This is a genomic window from Bradyrhizobium canariense (assembly GCF_019402665.1).
GTDB classification, from domain to species: domain Bacteria; phylum Pseudomonadota; class Alphaproteobacteria; order Rhizobiales; family Xanthobacteraceae; genus Bradyrhizobium; species Bradyrhizobium canariense.
In genome coordinates this window covers 45,626-60,177 of the sequence record NZ_VSST01000069.1, presented here as the reverse complement: position 1 = coordinate 60,177, position 14,552 = coordinate 45,626, and the positions used below count along the sequence as shown (strand labels likewise).

The 14,552-nt window shown below is 64.2% G+C and carries 14 protein-coding genes; 2 read left to right on the top strand and 12 right to left on the bottom strand.

Annotation, left to right across the window (positions count from 1 at the left end):
• Positions 1-187: 187 nt before the first annotated feature.
• Positions 188-2,260, top strand: coding sequence for a TRAP transporter permease (locus tag FXB41_RS32430; protein WP_219684656.1), 2,073 nt, complete (start codon positions 188-190; stop codon positions 2,258-2,260).
• A gap of 22 nt (positions 2,261-2,282) precedes the next feature.
• Positions 2,283-4,130: a glutaminase A gene (glsA, locus tag FXB41_RS32425; protein WP_219684655.1), complete on the top strand. Its 1,848-nt coding sequence runs from the start codon at positions 2,283-2,285 to the stop codon at positions 4,128-4,130.
• Positions 4,131-4,135: 5 nt separating this feature from the next.
• Here the strand turns inward: glsA and FXB41_RS32420 are convergent, their stop codons facing one another.
• From FXB41_RS32420 to FXB41_RS32365, 12 genes are all read right to left on the bottom strand, one after another.
• The gene (locus FXB41_RS32420) at positions 4,136-4,438 is read right to left on the bottom strand and encodes a nucleoside triphosphate pyrophosphohydrolase family protein (protein WP_007592303.1); all 303 of its coding nucleotides are present in this window, start codon (positions 4,436-4,438) and stop codon (positions 4,136-4,138) included.
• 25 nt (positions 4,439-4,463) lie between these two features.
• Entirely contained in the window at positions 4,464-4,991 is a 528-nt protein-coding gene (locus FXB41_RS32415; RefSeq protein WP_007592305.1) for a carboxymuconolactone decarboxylase family protein, read from the bottom strand.
• 605 nt (positions 4,992-5,596) lie between these two features.
• Positions 5,597-5,956, bottom strand: coding sequence for a Zn-ribbon domain-containing OB-fold protein (locus tag FXB41_RS32410; protein WP_219684654.1), 360 nt, complete (start codon positions 5,954-5,956; stop codon positions 5,597-5,599).
• Positions 5,953-7,089 carry a thiolase family protein gene (locus FXB41_RS32405; protein ID WP_219684653.1) on the bottom strand — a complete coding sequence of 379 codons (1,137 nt, stop codon included), beginning with the start codon at positions 7,087-7,089 and terminating at the stop codon, positions 5,953-5,955. The genes FXB41_RS32410 and FXB41_RS32405 overlap by 4 nt, the downstream gene beginning before the upstream one ends.
• The gene (locus tag FXB41_RS32400) at positions 7,086-8,309 is read right to left on the bottom strand and encodes a CaiB/BaiF CoA transferase family protein (protein ID WP_007592310.1); all 1,224 of its coding nucleotides are present in this window, start codon (positions 8,307-8,309) and stop codon (positions 7,086-7,088) included. Before FXB41_RS32400 ends, FXB41_RS32405 begins: the two co-directional genes overlap by 4 nt.
• A 118-nt stretch (positions 8,310-8,427) precedes the next feature.
• Entirely contained in the window at positions 8,428-8,634 is a 207-nt protein-coding gene (locus tag FXB41_RS32395) for a hypothetical protein (protein ID WP_007592312.1), read from the bottom strand.
• A 129-nt stretch (positions 8,635-8,763) separates the two neighbouring features.
• Complete coding sequence (locus FXB41_RS32390; RefSeq protein ID WP_007592314.1) at positions 8,764-9,933, bottom strand: acetyl-CoA acetyltransferase; 1,170 nt, start codon at positions 9,931-9,933, stop codon at positions 8,764-8,766.
• Between the two features lie 59 nt (positions 9,934-9,992).
• A complete protein-coding gene (eda, locus tag FXB41_RS32385; protein WP_219684652.1) occupies positions 9,993-10,643 on the bottom strand; it encodes a bifunctional 4-hydroxy-2-oxoglutarate aldolase/2-dehydro-3-deoxy-phosphogluconate aldolase in 651 nt (216 codons plus the stop codon).
• Between the two features lie 13 nt (positions 10,644-10,656).
• Complete coding sequence (locus tag FXB41_RS32380; RefSeq protein ID WP_219684651.1) at positions 10,657-11,625, bottom strand: sugar kinase; 969 nt, start codon at positions 11,623-11,625, stop codon at positions 10,657-10,659.
• Between the two features lie 23 nt (positions 11,626-11,648).
• The gene (gene denD, locus FXB41_RS32375) at positions 11,649-12,635 is read right to left on the bottom strand and encodes a D-erythronate dehydrogenase (protein WP_219684650.1); all 987 of its coding nucleotides are present in this window, start codon (positions 12,633-12,635) and stop codon (positions 11,649-11,651) included.
• Between the two features lie 79 nt (positions 12,636-12,714).
• Positions 12,715-13,590 carry a carbohydrate ABC transporter permease gene (locus FXB41_RS32370; RefSeq protein WP_007592322.1) on the bottom strand — a complete coding sequence of 292 codons (876 nt, stop codon included), beginning with the start codon at positions 13,588-13,590 and terminating at the stop codon, positions 12,715-12,717.
• 2 nt (positions 13,591-13,592) lie between these two features.
• Positions 13,593-14,540: a carbohydrate ABC transporter permease gene (locus FXB41_RS32365; RefSeq protein WP_007592324.1), complete on the bottom strand. Its 948-nt coding sequence runs from the start codon at positions 14,538-14,540 to the stop codon at positions 13,593-13,595.
• Positions 14,541-14,552 lie beyond the last annotated feature (12 nt).

Sequence of the window (14,552 nt, the reverse complement as noted above, 5' to 3'; positions counted from 1 at the left end):
CGCTTGCGGGAGAGGGTTGGGGAGAGGGTGCCTCAACGTTGGGATTCCCCCAGAGGAGAGAGCCCTCACCCGCCTTCGGCGCAACCTCTCCCGCAAAGCAAGCGGGAGAGGTTGAGGAGCCCACGGCCCGACCGCTTCAACCCATTCGCATTCGTCAGCACTTAGCAACCCACGCGCGGGGTCGATCATGTCGTCTGCTTCAGAATCCACCGCTCCGCAGGACGAGGGCAAGCGGATCGTGTTCGAGGACCCGCATGGCGCCGCCGCCAACATGCAGGAAGCGGAGGTCACGCGCGTGCGAAGCTTGCGCGGCGCGTGGCGCTGGACGCTCGTCGTCGCGACCGCCGCGACCATCCTGCTCTGCATCAACCAGCAATTCTCGCTGCGCTTCTTCGTCGGCTACACCCAGCTCAACACGGAGTATTTCTATCTCCTGATCGCCCTGATGCTGCCGTTCACGTTCCTGATCTTCCCGGGAACCCCGCGCGCGCCGCTCGACCGCATTCCCTGGTACGACCTTCTCTGCTTCGTCGTAACTTTTGCCGCGGCGCTGCTGCTGATGTTGAACGTGCGCAAAGCCGCGGAGGCCGGCTGGGAATTCGGCGGCGCGCCGAACAGCGTGACCGCGGCGGGTCTCGTGATGTGGGTGATGCTGATGGAGGCGCTGCGGCGGACCGGGGGCTGGAGCCTGCTGCTGAGCGTGCTCCCCTTCACCGTCTATCCGCTGTTCGCGGAATCCAGCTGGCTCGGGCCGTTCCGCGGCACACAATCGACGCTGGAGCAGGCGACCGCCTATCACGTGCTGTCGGGCGAGAGCCTCGGCATTCCCATCCAGGCGTTTGCCGACACCGTGATCGGCTTCCTGGTATTCGGCACGGCGCTGATGATGACCGGCGCCGGAAAGTTCTTCATCAATCTCGCCTTCGCGCTGTGCGGCACCTTCCGCGGCGGCGCGGCGAAGGTCTGCATCTTCGCCAGCGGCCTGCTCGGCATGATGTCGGGCTCGATCATCTCCAACGTGCTCACCGCCGGCACCATGACCATTCCGGTGATGAAGAAGAGCGGCTTCCGCGCCTCCTACGCCGGCGCGATCGAGGCGTGTGCCTCGACCGGCGCGGTGCTGGCTCCGCCGGTGATGGGTGCGACCGCGTTCGTGATCGCGCAGTTCCTCAATGTCAGCTACGCCGACGTCGCGATTGCGGCCATCATTCCCGCCGCGCTCTATTACGTCGGCTTGTTCATGCAGGTCGATTCCTACGCCGCACGACACGGGCTGAAGGGCATTCCGCGCGCGGAGCTGCCGCGGGTCATGGATACAATCAAGGACGGCTGGTACTACGTCTTCGTCATCGCGCTGCTGATCGTGATGCTGCTCTACTTCAAGCGCGAGAGCCATGCGCCGTTCTACGCTACCGCCCTGCTTCTGGTCCTCAACCAGCTGTTCTCGAAGGACACGCGCTGGACTGTCGCGACCATCGGCAAATTCCTCGAGGTCAACGGCCGCACCTTCGTCGAGCTTGTCGGCATCCTCGCCGGCTGCGGCCTGCTGATCGGCGCCTTCTCGATGACAGGCGTGGTGTCGAGCCTTGCCAACGACCTGCTGCGCATTGCGGGTGACAATCCGTTCCTGCTGCTCGGCATGTGCGCCCTCACCAGCCTGATCCTCGGCCTCGGGTTGACCACGACGGCCTGCTACATCTTCCTCGCCATCCTGGTCGCACCGGCGCTGGAGAAACTCGGGCTGAACAAGATGGCCGTGCACATGTTCATCTTCTACTGGGGCATGCTGTCGTCGATCACCCCGCCGGTCGCGATCGCCTCGTTCGCGGCCGCAGGCATTGCCGGTTCGCCGGCGATGAAGACGGGCTGGGAATCGATGTGGGTCGGCAGCATCATCTATTTCATCCCGTTCTTCTTCGTGCTCAATCCCGCGCTGGTGCTGCAGGGGCCGAGCCCCTATCTCGCCGGTCTCGGGCTGATGGCGCTCGCGGCGTTCGGCACGCTGTTCATCTGCGGCGGCATTCAGGGCTACCAGCCCTTCGTTGGCGATCTCCGCGGCGCCGGTGCGCTGGAATGGCCGATCCGCGTACTGCTGGTGATCGGCGGGTTCGTGGTGGCCACCCCCGGCGGCGGCATCATGCCGCTGTCGCAGATGCAGGTGACGCTGCTCGGCCTCGCCATCCTCGTCCCCACGGTTTTGCTCGCCCTGCTGCTGGTCCGGCGGCAGACCATGGTGCCGGACGGGTTGCGCGTGCCCTGATTGCGTTGCACAAAGAGAGGCGATGAAACAGCTTTCGCCTCTCGCCACCGCCTGGACCCGCTCCAAGCCGCCTTTGCTGCGGTTTCTGGACAATTGCCTCAGCGAATTCTCGGCGGAGACCTCGGGCGCGGTCGCCGACTACATTCCCGAGCTCGGCAAGGCCGATCCTGCCTGTTTCGGCATCAGCCTCGCGACCCTGGACGGTCATGTCTACGAGGTCGGCGACTCCAGGGCGCCCTTCACCATCCACTCGATGTCAAAGCCGTTCGTGTTCGCACTCGCGCTGGACCTGCTCGGCGCAAACAGGGTCGAGAGCGCGATCGGCGTCGAGCCTTCAGGCGATCCCTTCAACTCGATCCGGCTCAACTCGGAGAACCATCCGTTCAACCCGATGGTCAATGCCGGCGCGATCGCCTGCACGGGGCTGATCCACGACAGCAAGGGTACGGACGCCTTCGAGCAAATTCGCCTCGCGCTCAGTCGTTTTGCCGGCCGCGGCCTCGCCGTCGACGAGGCCGTCTACGCTTCCGAAAGCCAGACCGGCGACCGCAACCGCGCCATCGGCTATCTCCTCAAGACCAACGCGGTGATCTCGGACAATGTCGCTGCCGTGCTCGACGTCTATTTCCGGCAATGCGCGGTGCTGGTCACCGCGCGCGACATCGCGGTGATGGCGGCAACACTCGCCAACCGCGGCGTCAACCCGGTCACAGGCGAGCAGGTGCTGACGCCTTACGCAATCTCGCGCACGCTGTCGGTGATGACGTCGTCGGGCATGTACGACTATGCCGGCGAATGGATCTACCGGATCGGCATCCCCGCCAAGAGCGGCGTCGGCGGCGGAATTCTCGCAGCCCTCCCCGCGCGCCTCGGGCTCGGCAGCTATTCGCCAAGGCTCGACAAGCATGGCAACAGCGTGCGCGGCATCAAGGTCTGCGAGGCGCTGTCCTCGCACTACGATTTGCACATGCTCAACCGCAGTGACGATGCGCGCAATGCCGTCATCGCCGATTACGACATCGGCAAGAGCCCGTCGCGGCGCGTGCGCCGCCCACAGGAGCGCGATATTCTCGCGGCGCATGAGCAGGAGGTGCGGATCATCGAGCTGGTCGGCACACTGTCGCTGTCGGCGGTCGACTATGTCTCGCGCCGCCTTGCGGGCCGGCCGCGGCCGCAATTCGTGATCTTCGATCTCCACCGCGTCACCTCCACCACCCGCGCCGGGGCGCGGCTGGTAGCCGAAGCGTTCGAGGAGCTGGCGGCGCTGAATGTGACCGTCGTACTGTCCGGCGTCAGGCGCGCCTCCAAGGAATGGGACAGCCTGCGGGAATGGACCGCCGAGCTCAAGAACGTCCGCGACTTCTATTTGCTCGACACCGCGATCGAATGGGCCGAAGACCAGATCATCTATCGGTACGGAGGCTCGATCGATTTCCACGAGACCACCGAGCTTGCCGAACAGCCGCTGCTGGCCGGCATGAGCGAGGAAGAGCTGACCGACCTCGCCTCGATCTGCACGATCCGGACCTATCAATCCGGGACAAAGATCCTCACCACGGGCGATCCCGCCGATGCTCTGTTCTTCCTGCGCAGCGGCGCCGTGCATGTCACGCTGCCCGACGGCGTGCGGCTGGCGACGCTCACCGCCGGCATGGCCTTCGGCGAAATGGCCCTGATCGAGACCACTCGCTCCGCCGACGTGTTCGTGGACATGGCAGCGACCGCGTTCGAAGCGCCCCTGAAAGCGTTCGAGCGCTTCCGCAAGCAGCACCCGCACGCCAGCGAACGCATCATGCGCAATCTTGCGCAGCTTCTCGCCGACCGTCTGATCGTCGCCAACGCCAGGGTGGATATCTTGACCTCGACCTGAGCGGCCTAGCGGCCCGCCGCCTCACTGATCCGCCGATTAATCTTGGCCGCACTCGCCTTGAGCAATTCGGACGGCTGCTGGCCGGTCGCTGCGCATAGGCAGGCCCAGTAATAGATGACATCGCCGAGCTCTTCGACGAGGCCTGCCTGGTCGAGCCAGTCATCGCGCAGCAGCTTCTTGATGTGCTCGGCGACCTCGCCGGATTCGCCGGCGAGACCGAGGCCCAGATAGGACAGCCGTTCGTTGGACGGATGCTCATCGACTTTTGCAACGGTGGCGGCCCAGGCCGCATATTCATCGATCGTCATCGGCATCCCTCGCCGCGGCTTTGGATCAGCCAACCACTTCCGTGACCGGCTGAAGATCGATCTCAAACGTCTCCAAAAACTTTGACGTCATGATGTAGAAGCCGACCGAAAGCTGCAACTCGACGAGTGCGGCGGGTGTCAGCTTCGATGCGATCGCGTTGAAGATCGCCGCGGTCGGCTTGTTCAATTTCACGATCTCGTCGGTGAAGGCGAGCGCGGCACGCTGCACCTCGTCGAAGCACTTGGCGTCCTGCCAGTTCTCGAGCGCTTCGTTCTGCTCGTCGGTGACGCCGACATTCTTGCCGATGCGCTTGTGCGCGACGATCTCGTACGGCGCCTCGCACAAAATTCCGGTGCGGGTGATCGCGAGTTCGCGCACGATCGGATCGAGCTCGCCCTTGTGACGGATGGCGCCGCCGAGCCGGCAGTACTGCTCGAAATAGCTCGGCGAATGCGACATCATCCGGAAGATGTTGGCGTTGCGGTTCTTGTCGAGGATCTCGCGGGTGCGGTCGGATGCCTTGGACGGGTCGCTGTAGTTGATGCGGGCCATGATTTTCCTGAAGTTTTTCCCTAAGCCTTTAATGCTTTTTGTCGTTAGCGGCGAAAGTTCCACGAAACTGTATTCTTGCGCGTCCGCAGGAGCAACAACATCGAGTCAAAATGCCGCCGCATTGCTGAACGACCTTGGTACAGTCGATATTCGCCGCGTGGGGACTTGATCGCGGCGGATACTCGCAAGGGGTGTTCCGAGTAAAAACAATTGGCCGTTGGGCGCTAACCGCGCATCGATGAGTCACGCCCAAGTCTAGGGAGAAAATGGCATGAAGGAAGCCACCAAGGGGGCGGCCTCGGAGGCGCTCGCGCATATGCTGGCGGTGATGGCGATGCTCGTCATCGCCAGCATCCTGTTCTACGGGCGCTAGTTAAGAGTCGGGTGAGAGCTTTCGTCATTCCGGGGTGGCCCTCGCACAGGCCAGGCCCAGAATTCCCGTTCCAGGCTCGGTCTCTCAGGACCGCCCCCGAATGACGAATCCCACCGCTGGCTTTGCAGTAGCCCGGATGGAGCGAAGCGCAATCGGGAAAGTCTATCGGTGAGGTGAAAATTCCGGATTTCGCTGCGCTCCATCCGGGCTACATTCGAGCATCCAAATTTCACTATCCATCTTTGGCGAAGAACGGCACCAGCCTGCCAGCGAACGGTTTGAAGCTCGCACTGACCTCATCGCCGATGGCGAGATCATTCTCACCATGCGCCATCATGCGAAAACCCTCGGCGCAATCGACCAGCAGGATGTTGAAGGGCACGTGCGGCCGCGTCTCAGGCGTCGCGGCGCGGCAGACCAGCGACGTCGCGTAGACCCTGCCCTTGCCGCTGGCACGCTGCTCGCGCGGATCGGGCGCACCGCAGGCGGCGCAGAAGGCGCGATGGAAATACTGCACATGGCTGCAGGAGGTGCAGGTCTGAAAGGTGATGACTTGCACACCTTGGGTCCAATCCGCGATTCGCTCGCTCATCGCACCCGCTCCAGGAACATGCTGACGTGAGACGACAGCACGCCGCCGTCGCCGTGCAGGAGCGCGATCGAGGCGTCACGCACTTGACGATTCGTCGCCCGCCCCGTCATCTGCAGATGCGTTTCGACAAGATGCGCCATCGCGCCACCGACGCCGCAATGACCGTAGCTGAGCAGGCCGCCATGGGTGTTCAGCGGCATCGCGCCGTCGCGGCTGAAATGGCCTGCGCGCACGCGCGCGGCTGCCTCGCCCCGGCCAGCAAGGCCAAGGTCTTCCAGCAGCATCGCGAGCGTGATCGTAAAGCTGTCATAGATCGCGGCGTAGCGCACGTCGGAGATCGCAAGGCCGGTCGCCTCCTTGGCGCGGCCGACGGAGATCTCCGCGCCGAGCTCGCTCAGGGCGGGCGCTGCAGTGACGTGCTGATGGGTATGGGCCTGGGCACAGCCGCGAATGCGCACGCCGGCCTCTCCGGTCCGCTCGCGGCTAACGACGAAGGCTGCGCCGCCGTCGGACACCGGGCAGCAATCGAGCAGCTTCAGCGGCATCGCCACCGGCTTCGAGGCCATGACGTCGGCGACCTCGATGCGATCTTGGAATTGCGCACCGGGATGAGTGCAGGCGTGGGTGCGCATCAGCACCGCGAATTCGGCAAGGTCTTCTTCCGTCACGCCGTATTCGTGCATGTACCTGTTCGCGACCAGGCCGTAATAGGCGGGAATCGTCGGTCCGAGCGGCACTTCGTAATCGGGATGGCCGACCTGCGCCAGCGCCTGGATCGAGGCATCGCGGCTCTGCCCGGTGAGACGGTTCTCGCCTGCGACGACGAGCACATTGCGGGCGACGCCTGCTTCGACGAGATGATGGGCGAGCATGGTCATCGCGAGCCCGGTCGCGCCGCCGACCTGGACGGCATGGGCGTAACTGGGGCGGATGCCAAAATGCTCGGCAAAGACGGTCGCCAGCATGATGTGCGGCGAAACGGTGGAGTAGCCGCAGAGGATGCCGTCGATCTCGGCGCGCTCGAGCCCGGCATCGTCGAGCGCGGCCTGCGCGGCCTTACTCATCAGGTCCAGCGAGGACGAGCCTTCGTGCTTGCCGAAAGGCGTGAGGCCGACGCCGGTGATAAAGCTCATGGGCGCACCAGTGCATCGTCATTCCGGGGCGGCGAACGGGTGACGCCATCGCGGACCATGGCGTCGATCTCGTCGGCGGAATAGCCGATCTCACGCAGGATTTCCGCGCCGTGCTCGTTGAGCTGTGGCGCGAGCCGCACCGGTTCGGCCCCGGTCTCGGACCAGGTCGCCGTCACCCTCATGCTCCGGATCGGCCCTTCAGTTGGATGGTTCACCACCGGGAAAAAGTTGGTCGCCTCCAGATGCTCATCGTGCAGCATCGACGCGAGGTCGTGCATCGGCATCACGGGCACATCGGCCTTGGTCAGCAGGTCGATCCATTCCTCGGTGCTGCGCGTCTCGAAGATGCGCGCGAGCTCGGCATAGACGACGTCGATATTGGCGGCGCGGCCGGCGAATGTCGCGAACATCGCGTCGGCCCGCAGGTCGTCGCGTCCCGTCGCCTTGAAGAAGTTCTCCCACTGCTTGTCGTTGTAGACGATGACGCTGAGATAACCGTCCGAGGTCTTGTAGGGCCGGCGATCGCGCGAGAGGTGGCGGGCGTAACCGCCCTTGTCGAGCGGGGGCTCGTAGGTGAGCCCGCCCATGTGGTCGCCCATGACGAAGCCGGCCATGGTCTCGAACATCGGGATGTCGACGCGCTGGCCGCGTCCGGTGCGGTCGCGATGCACGAGGCTGGCGCAGATCGCGCCCACGGCGGTGAGGCCGACGATGCGATCGACCAGTGCGTTCGGCACATAGCGCGGCACGCCGTCGCCCGTCTGCGCCATCAAGGCCGGCAGCGCGGTGGCGCCCTGGATCAGGTCGTCATAGGCGGGTTTTGCAGCATACGGCCCGTCCTGGCCGAAGCCGAACACGCCGGCATAGACCAGACGCGGATTGATCTTGGAAACAACGTCATAGCCCAGTTGAAGCCGCGCCATCGCCTGCGGGCGGACGTTGTAGACGAGAACGTCGGCGTCTTTCAGCAAGCGCAGCACGGCCTCGCGGCCGGCGGGCTTCTTCAGGTCGAGGCAGATCGAGCGTTTGCTGCGGTTGGTGTTGAGGAACACCGGGCCCATGCCGGCGTGCCGCATCGGACCGATCAGGCGGGTGACGTCACCGTCCAGAGACTCCACCTTGATGACGTCTGCGCCATAGTCGCCGAGCATCTGGGTCGCATAGGGACCCATCAACACGGTGGTCATGTCGACGACCTTGATGCCCTTCAGCGGCCCCATCGTTCACTCCCGATTGCGCGGGCTCAAGCGAGCCCTGCGATTTCGGTCCAGCTAACGGCAGCGGCGGCGCATGCGCAAGGGCGGCCGGCGTATGGCCGCATGCGCCGGCCGCTAAGGGCTATTTCTTCTGACGGGATTCGCGAACCTTGAGGAGACGGTCGAGCTCCTCGTTCTGCTGGTTGATGCGGTCTGCGATCCGCGACTCGTTCTGCTCACCCGAGGCGGCCGCGGCCTGCTCGATGAGCTGGCGGATATTGTCCTCGAGAATCGCGATGCGATCGTTGAGTGCGTCCATCGACAGCGAATCTTCGTAGTCATTGCTCATGATGCATGTCCCGCGAATCAATCAGTGCCGTAGGGTGGGCAAAGCGAAGCGTGCCCACCATGATCTAGCGCAAACAAGATGGTGGGCACGGCGCTGGCTGCGCCTTTGCCCACCCTACAAGGTCGGAGCTTACTTCAGCGGCTCCAGCACGGAGACGTAGTTGGCAACCGCCGCACCGCCCATGTTGAAGATGCCGCCGAGTTTTGCATTCTTGAGCTGCATGCCCTCGGGCGCTTGGCCGGCGAGCTGCATCGCGGTCATCACGTGCATGGAGACGCCGGTGGCGCCGATCGGATGGCCCTTGGCCTTCAGGCCGCCGGACGGATTGACCGGGAGCTTACCGTCCTTGAGCGTCCAGCCTTCCTTGATGGCGCGGGCGCCCTGCCCCCTCGGCGTCAGCCCCATCGCTTCGTACTCGATCAGCTCGGCGACGGTGAAGCAGTCATGGGTCTCGACGAAGGAGAGATCCGACAATGTAACGCCCGCCTTCTCCAGCGCGCGCTGCCAGGCGACCGTGCAGCCCTCGAACTGGAGGATGTCGCGCTTGGACATCGGCAGGAAATCCTGGGCGTGCGCGGTGGCGCGGAAGCCGATCGACTTGCTCATGCCCTTGGCGGTTTCCGCGTCGGCCAGCACCAGGGCAGCGGCACCGTCCGAGACCAGCGAGCAATCGGTGCGCTTCAGGGGACCGGCAACGTAGGGGTTCTTCTCGCTCTCGGCGCGGCAGAACTCGAAGCCAAAGTCCTTGCGCATCTGGGCGAAGGGATTGGCGACACCGTTCTTGTGGTTCTTGGCCGCGATCAGCGCCAGTGCGTCGGACTGGTCGCCGTATTTCTGGAAATAGGAGCTGGCGATCTTGCCGAACACGCCGGCGAAGCCGCCGACGGTGTCGCCGTCCTCGGGCAGATAGGACGCCTTGAGCAGATTCTTGCCGATCTCCGGCCCCGGCGTGCGCGTCATCTGTTCGACGCCGACAACGAGGACAATCCTGGCCGCGCCGGCCGCGATCGCGCGCACGCCCTGATGGACGGCGGCGGAGCCGGTGGCGCAGGCGTTCTCGACCCGGGTCGCCGGCTTGAAACGCAGCTGCGGGTCGGCCTGGAGCACCAGCGAGGCGGTAAAATCCTGGGGCGAGAAGCCGGCGTTGAAATGGCCGAGCACGATCTCGTCGACATCGCCAGCCGAAATGCCGGCATCCGCCAGCGCCTCATTGGCGACCTTCACCACGAGGCTTTCCACGGTCTCGGTGTCGAACTTGCCGAACGGCGTATGCGCCCATCCGACGATGCTGGCGGTCATGGTCTTTCTCCCTGGCGGTCTCTTGCTGACCTAAGTCTTAGCTCAGGGATGGCAAGACTTCACGCGGGTTTAAGCGCCTGGAGGGTGCGCTGGCAGATGGCAGTTATGCCGGCCCAGTTCCCGGCCCTGATCTCCGACGTCGGGCACAGCCAGGAACCGCCGACAGCGACCACATTGGGCTCCGCGAGCCAGGTTGCCGCATTGGCCTCGCCGACCCCGCCAGTGGGGCAGAACCGCACGTTCGGGAACGGCCCACCCAGAGAGCGCAGCCCCTTGATGCCGCCAGCCTGCTCGGCCGGGAAAAATTTTGCGATGTCGAAGCCGTAGGACAGCGCCATCATCAGCTCGGACGCCGTGGCGATACCGGGCGCAAACGGCAAGGAGCTATGGGTGGCGGCCTTCAACAGGTCCGGGGTCAAGCCGGGGCTGATGCCGAACGCAACACCGAGCTTCTCGACACGCGTGAAGTCGGCCGGATTGAGAATCGTGCCGATGCCGACGATCGCCTCGGGCACCTCGGCCATCATCGCCCTCGCCGCCTCGATCGCAACGGGGGTACGCATGGTCACCTCCAGCGTGCGGACGCCGCCGGCGACCAGCGCACGCGCCAGCGGCACAGCATCCTGGATACGCTCGATGGTGAGGACGGGAATGACGGTCGCGGCCTTGAACAGCGCGGCGAGTTGGTTCTGTTGGGCAGTCGTGGTCATCTTGGCTTTCGTTTCACTTGGTCGCTTGACGCGTGGTCGCCGGCCGGTGCCGTTTCTTCGGCGGCATGGCATAACCCGGAATGATGGCGCCGGAATAGCAGATCACGAGGCTGGCGAGGCGGTGCCCGGCCTGGGCGGACTCGACCGGGTCGGAACCGGCGAGCCGTGCGGCGATATAGGCCGCCGCAAAGCTGTCGCCGGCCGCGGTGGTGTCGACCACGGGCTTGGTCATGGGCTCGGCGCGGACCTCGTAGGGGCCCCCGGGAAAGCGCAGCAGGCTGACCGGCTCCGCGAGCCGGAACACCAGCTCGGGGGTCGGGATGCGCGCCATCAACTGTTCGTGGCTTTCGCCGGGATAGAGGGCGAGCAGATCCTCGGTCGAGGTCAGCACGATGTCGGCAGCCGCGAAGGCGGCTGAAAACACCTCGCGCGCGACGTCGCGATCCGGCCATCCCCGCGCGCGGAAATTGGTGTCGAACACGAAGCGGGTGCCGAGCAGGCGCGCGCGCTTGATCGCCGCGAACAGGCGCTCGCGCCCGGCCGCGTCGTAGATCGAGAGCGTGATCGCAGAGAGATAGATGATGTCGTAGCTCATCAGCGAGTTGAGGAGATCGTCCGTCTCCGGCAGATTCATCAGCTGGCGCGCCGCCGCACTGTCGCGCCAGTGGAAGAACTGGCGCTCGCCCTTCGCGTCCAGCTGGATCATGTAGAGGCCGGGCAGCTTGCCCGGCAGCCGCGCGACGCGCCTCGTGCCGACGCCCTCGGCTGTCCAGGCCGCGATCATCTCATCGCTCAGGGCATCGTCGCCAAGCGCGGTGAAATAGTCGACCTTGACCTCGAGCCGCGCGAGGTACACGGCCGTGTTGAGAGTGTCGCCGCCGAATCCACGCGAGTAGAGGCCGCCACCCTGCCCGCCGGATTGTCCACCCTGGGCCTGCCGGAGCTCGACCATGCATTCGCCGATGCAAGCAACGCTCGCCATCACTTTACCCGCTCAGTCAGAGATCACGCGACGAAATTGCCGCCGAGCTCGTCTTCGATGTGAATGCGGATGATGTCGTCGAAAGTCTTCTCAGCGGTGGTGAAGCCGAGCTCGAGCGACCGCTTTGCATTGAAGTTGCGCGGCCAGCCGCCGACGATGCCGACGATGAAGGGATCGGGTTCCCGCTTGATGCGGGCGGCGACCTTGTCGCCGGCGACGCGTTTCAGCGCAGCGATCTGCTCGCCAACCGTCGCCGACAGGCCCGGCATGGTCAAATTACGGCGCGGCCCCACCGCGGCGAGGTCCATGGTGCCGGCATGCAGCAGGAAGCCGACGGCTGAGCGCGGCGTGGCATGCCAATGGCGGACGTCCTCGGACACGGGAAGGACCGCTTCCTTGCCGGCCAGCGGCTCGCGCAGAATATTGGAGAAGAACCCCGATGCCGCCTTGTTGGGCAGGCCGGGCCGAATGCAGATGGTCGGCAGGCGGATGCCGATGCCGTCGAGGAAGCCGCGGCGGGAATAGTCGGCCAGCAGCAGTTCGCCAATCGCCTTCTGCGTGCCGTAGCTCAGAAGCGGCGTGTGGAAGAACTCGTCGCCGATCGCATCGGGGAACGGCGCGCCGAACACCGCGATCGAGGACGTGAAGACCACGCGCGGCTTGTAGCCGCCGCCGGCGAGCCTGACGGCATCGAGCAGCATCCGCGTGCCGTCGAGATTGATGCGGTAGCCCTTGTCGAAATCGAGTTCGGCTTCGCCTGAGACGATCGCGGCGAGGTGAAAGATCACATCCGGACGGCCGGCGATCAGCTTTTCGGCCGCACCCGGCATGGCGAAATCGCTCGACACCGTCTCGACGGCAAAACCGGCTTTTTCCGGCGCCTTCGGCTCGACCACGTCATGCATGGTCAGCTTGGTGATGTCGCTCTTGCCAAGCCGGCCGTCGCGCAACAACCGTTCGCACAATTTGCGGCCGACCATGCCGGCGGCGCCCAGAACCAGAATGTGCAAGAGCCTACTCCTTTTTATTGGCCGGAACGCGCCGATTTCGGCGATTCGTCCTGGCGCGCTCTCAAGGCGGGCCCCGCGATCATTCCTTCACGGCGCCGGTCATCGCCGACACATAATACTCCACGAAGAAGGAATAAAGGATAACTACGGGGACCGAGCCGGTCAGAGCCGCCGCCATCAGCGCGCCCCAATGATAGACGTCGCCATTGACGAGCTCGGTGATCGCACCGACGGGGATCGTCTTGTTCTCGGACGAGGAGATGAAGGTCAGCGCGTAGATGAACTCGTTCCAGGACAACGTGAAGGCGAAGATGCCCGCCGAGATCACGCCCGGCAGCGACAGCGGCAGCGTGATCTTCATCAGAATCTGCAGCCGCGTCGCCCCGTCGATCAGCGCACACTCCTCCAGCTCATAGGGAATGGTGCGGAAATAACCCATCAGGAGCCAGGTGCAGAACGGGATCAGGAAGGTCGGATAGGTCAGGATCAGCGCCAGGTTGCCGTCGAACAGCCCGAGCTGAAACACGATCGCCGCCAGCGGAATGAACAGGATCGAGGGCGGCACGAGATAGCCGAGGAAGATCGCAAGGCCGACATAGCGCGAGCCCTTGTAGCGCAGGCGCTCGATCGCATAGGCAGCGCAGACGCTGGCGAACAGGGAGATGAAGGTCGAGGACACCGAGACGATCACGGTGTTCCACATCCAGAGCGGATAGTCGGTGTCGAAGAACAGCTTCTTGATGTGCTCAAGCGTCGGATGCACGATCCAGAACGGATTGTACTTTTCATAGTCGTACATCTCCGCGTCCGGCTTGAACGTCGCGACCGCCATCCAGTAGAACGGGAATAGCAGGAAGAAGATGATCAGGCCGAGCGGAAGGTAGACGCGAAAAAACTTCCGCGGAAAACTTTCCAGATAGTCCATTCCGACGCTTTGGTCGTCCGCTGTGGTCATGGTCAGTCCCTCCCGCCCTGCTGCCAGCGGGAACGCTGAAGCCCGAAAAAGCTGAGCAGGATCGCCGCGACCAGGAACGGAATCATCGCGTTCGAGATCGCCGCGCCCTCGCCCAGATTGCCGCCGGTGATGGCGCGCTGGAACGACAGCGTCGCCATCAGATGGGTGGAGTTGATCGGCCCGCCCCGCGTGATGGTGTAGATGAGCTGGAAGTCCGTGAAGGTCATCAGCACCGAGAACGTCATCACGACCGCGATGATCGGCGACAGCATCGGCAGCGTGATGTGGCGGAAGCGCTGCAGATTGGTGGCGCCGTCGAGATTGGCGGCCTCATAGAGCGAGGGCGAGATGGTCTGAAGTCCCGCCAGCAGCGTGATCGCCACGAAAGGAACGCCGCGCCAGATATTGGCGGCGACCACCGACCAGCGCGCATTCCAGGGATCGCCAAGGAAATCGATATAGCGTGTGATCAGGCCGGCCTTGATCAACACCCAGGAGATGATCGAGAACTGGCTGTCATAGATCCACCAGAACGCGATCGCAGAGAGCACCGTGGGCACGACGAAGGGCAACAGCACGATTGCCCGGATCATCGACTTCATCGGCAGCCGCTCGTTCAGCAGAAGCGCCAGGTAAAGGCCGATGGCGAATTTCACCGCGCTGGCGGCGACCGTGTAGAAGATGGTGTTGAACACCGACAGCCAGAACACCGAGTCCTTCGCCAGCGAGACGAAATTCTGGAAGCCGATGTAGCGTCCGGCACCGCCGATCTTGGTGTCGGTCATGCCGAGCCAGAAGCCGAGCGCCAGCGGGTAAGCCAGAAACAGAATGAGGATGGCGATCGCCGGCACCATGAACATCGCGCCGAGGAAATGCCGGCTCTCGAATGCTCTGGTCCACAAGCTGCTGCGCTTGGCCTGCGCGACAGTGGACTCGGCCATAACTGCCATGTCGGATTCCCC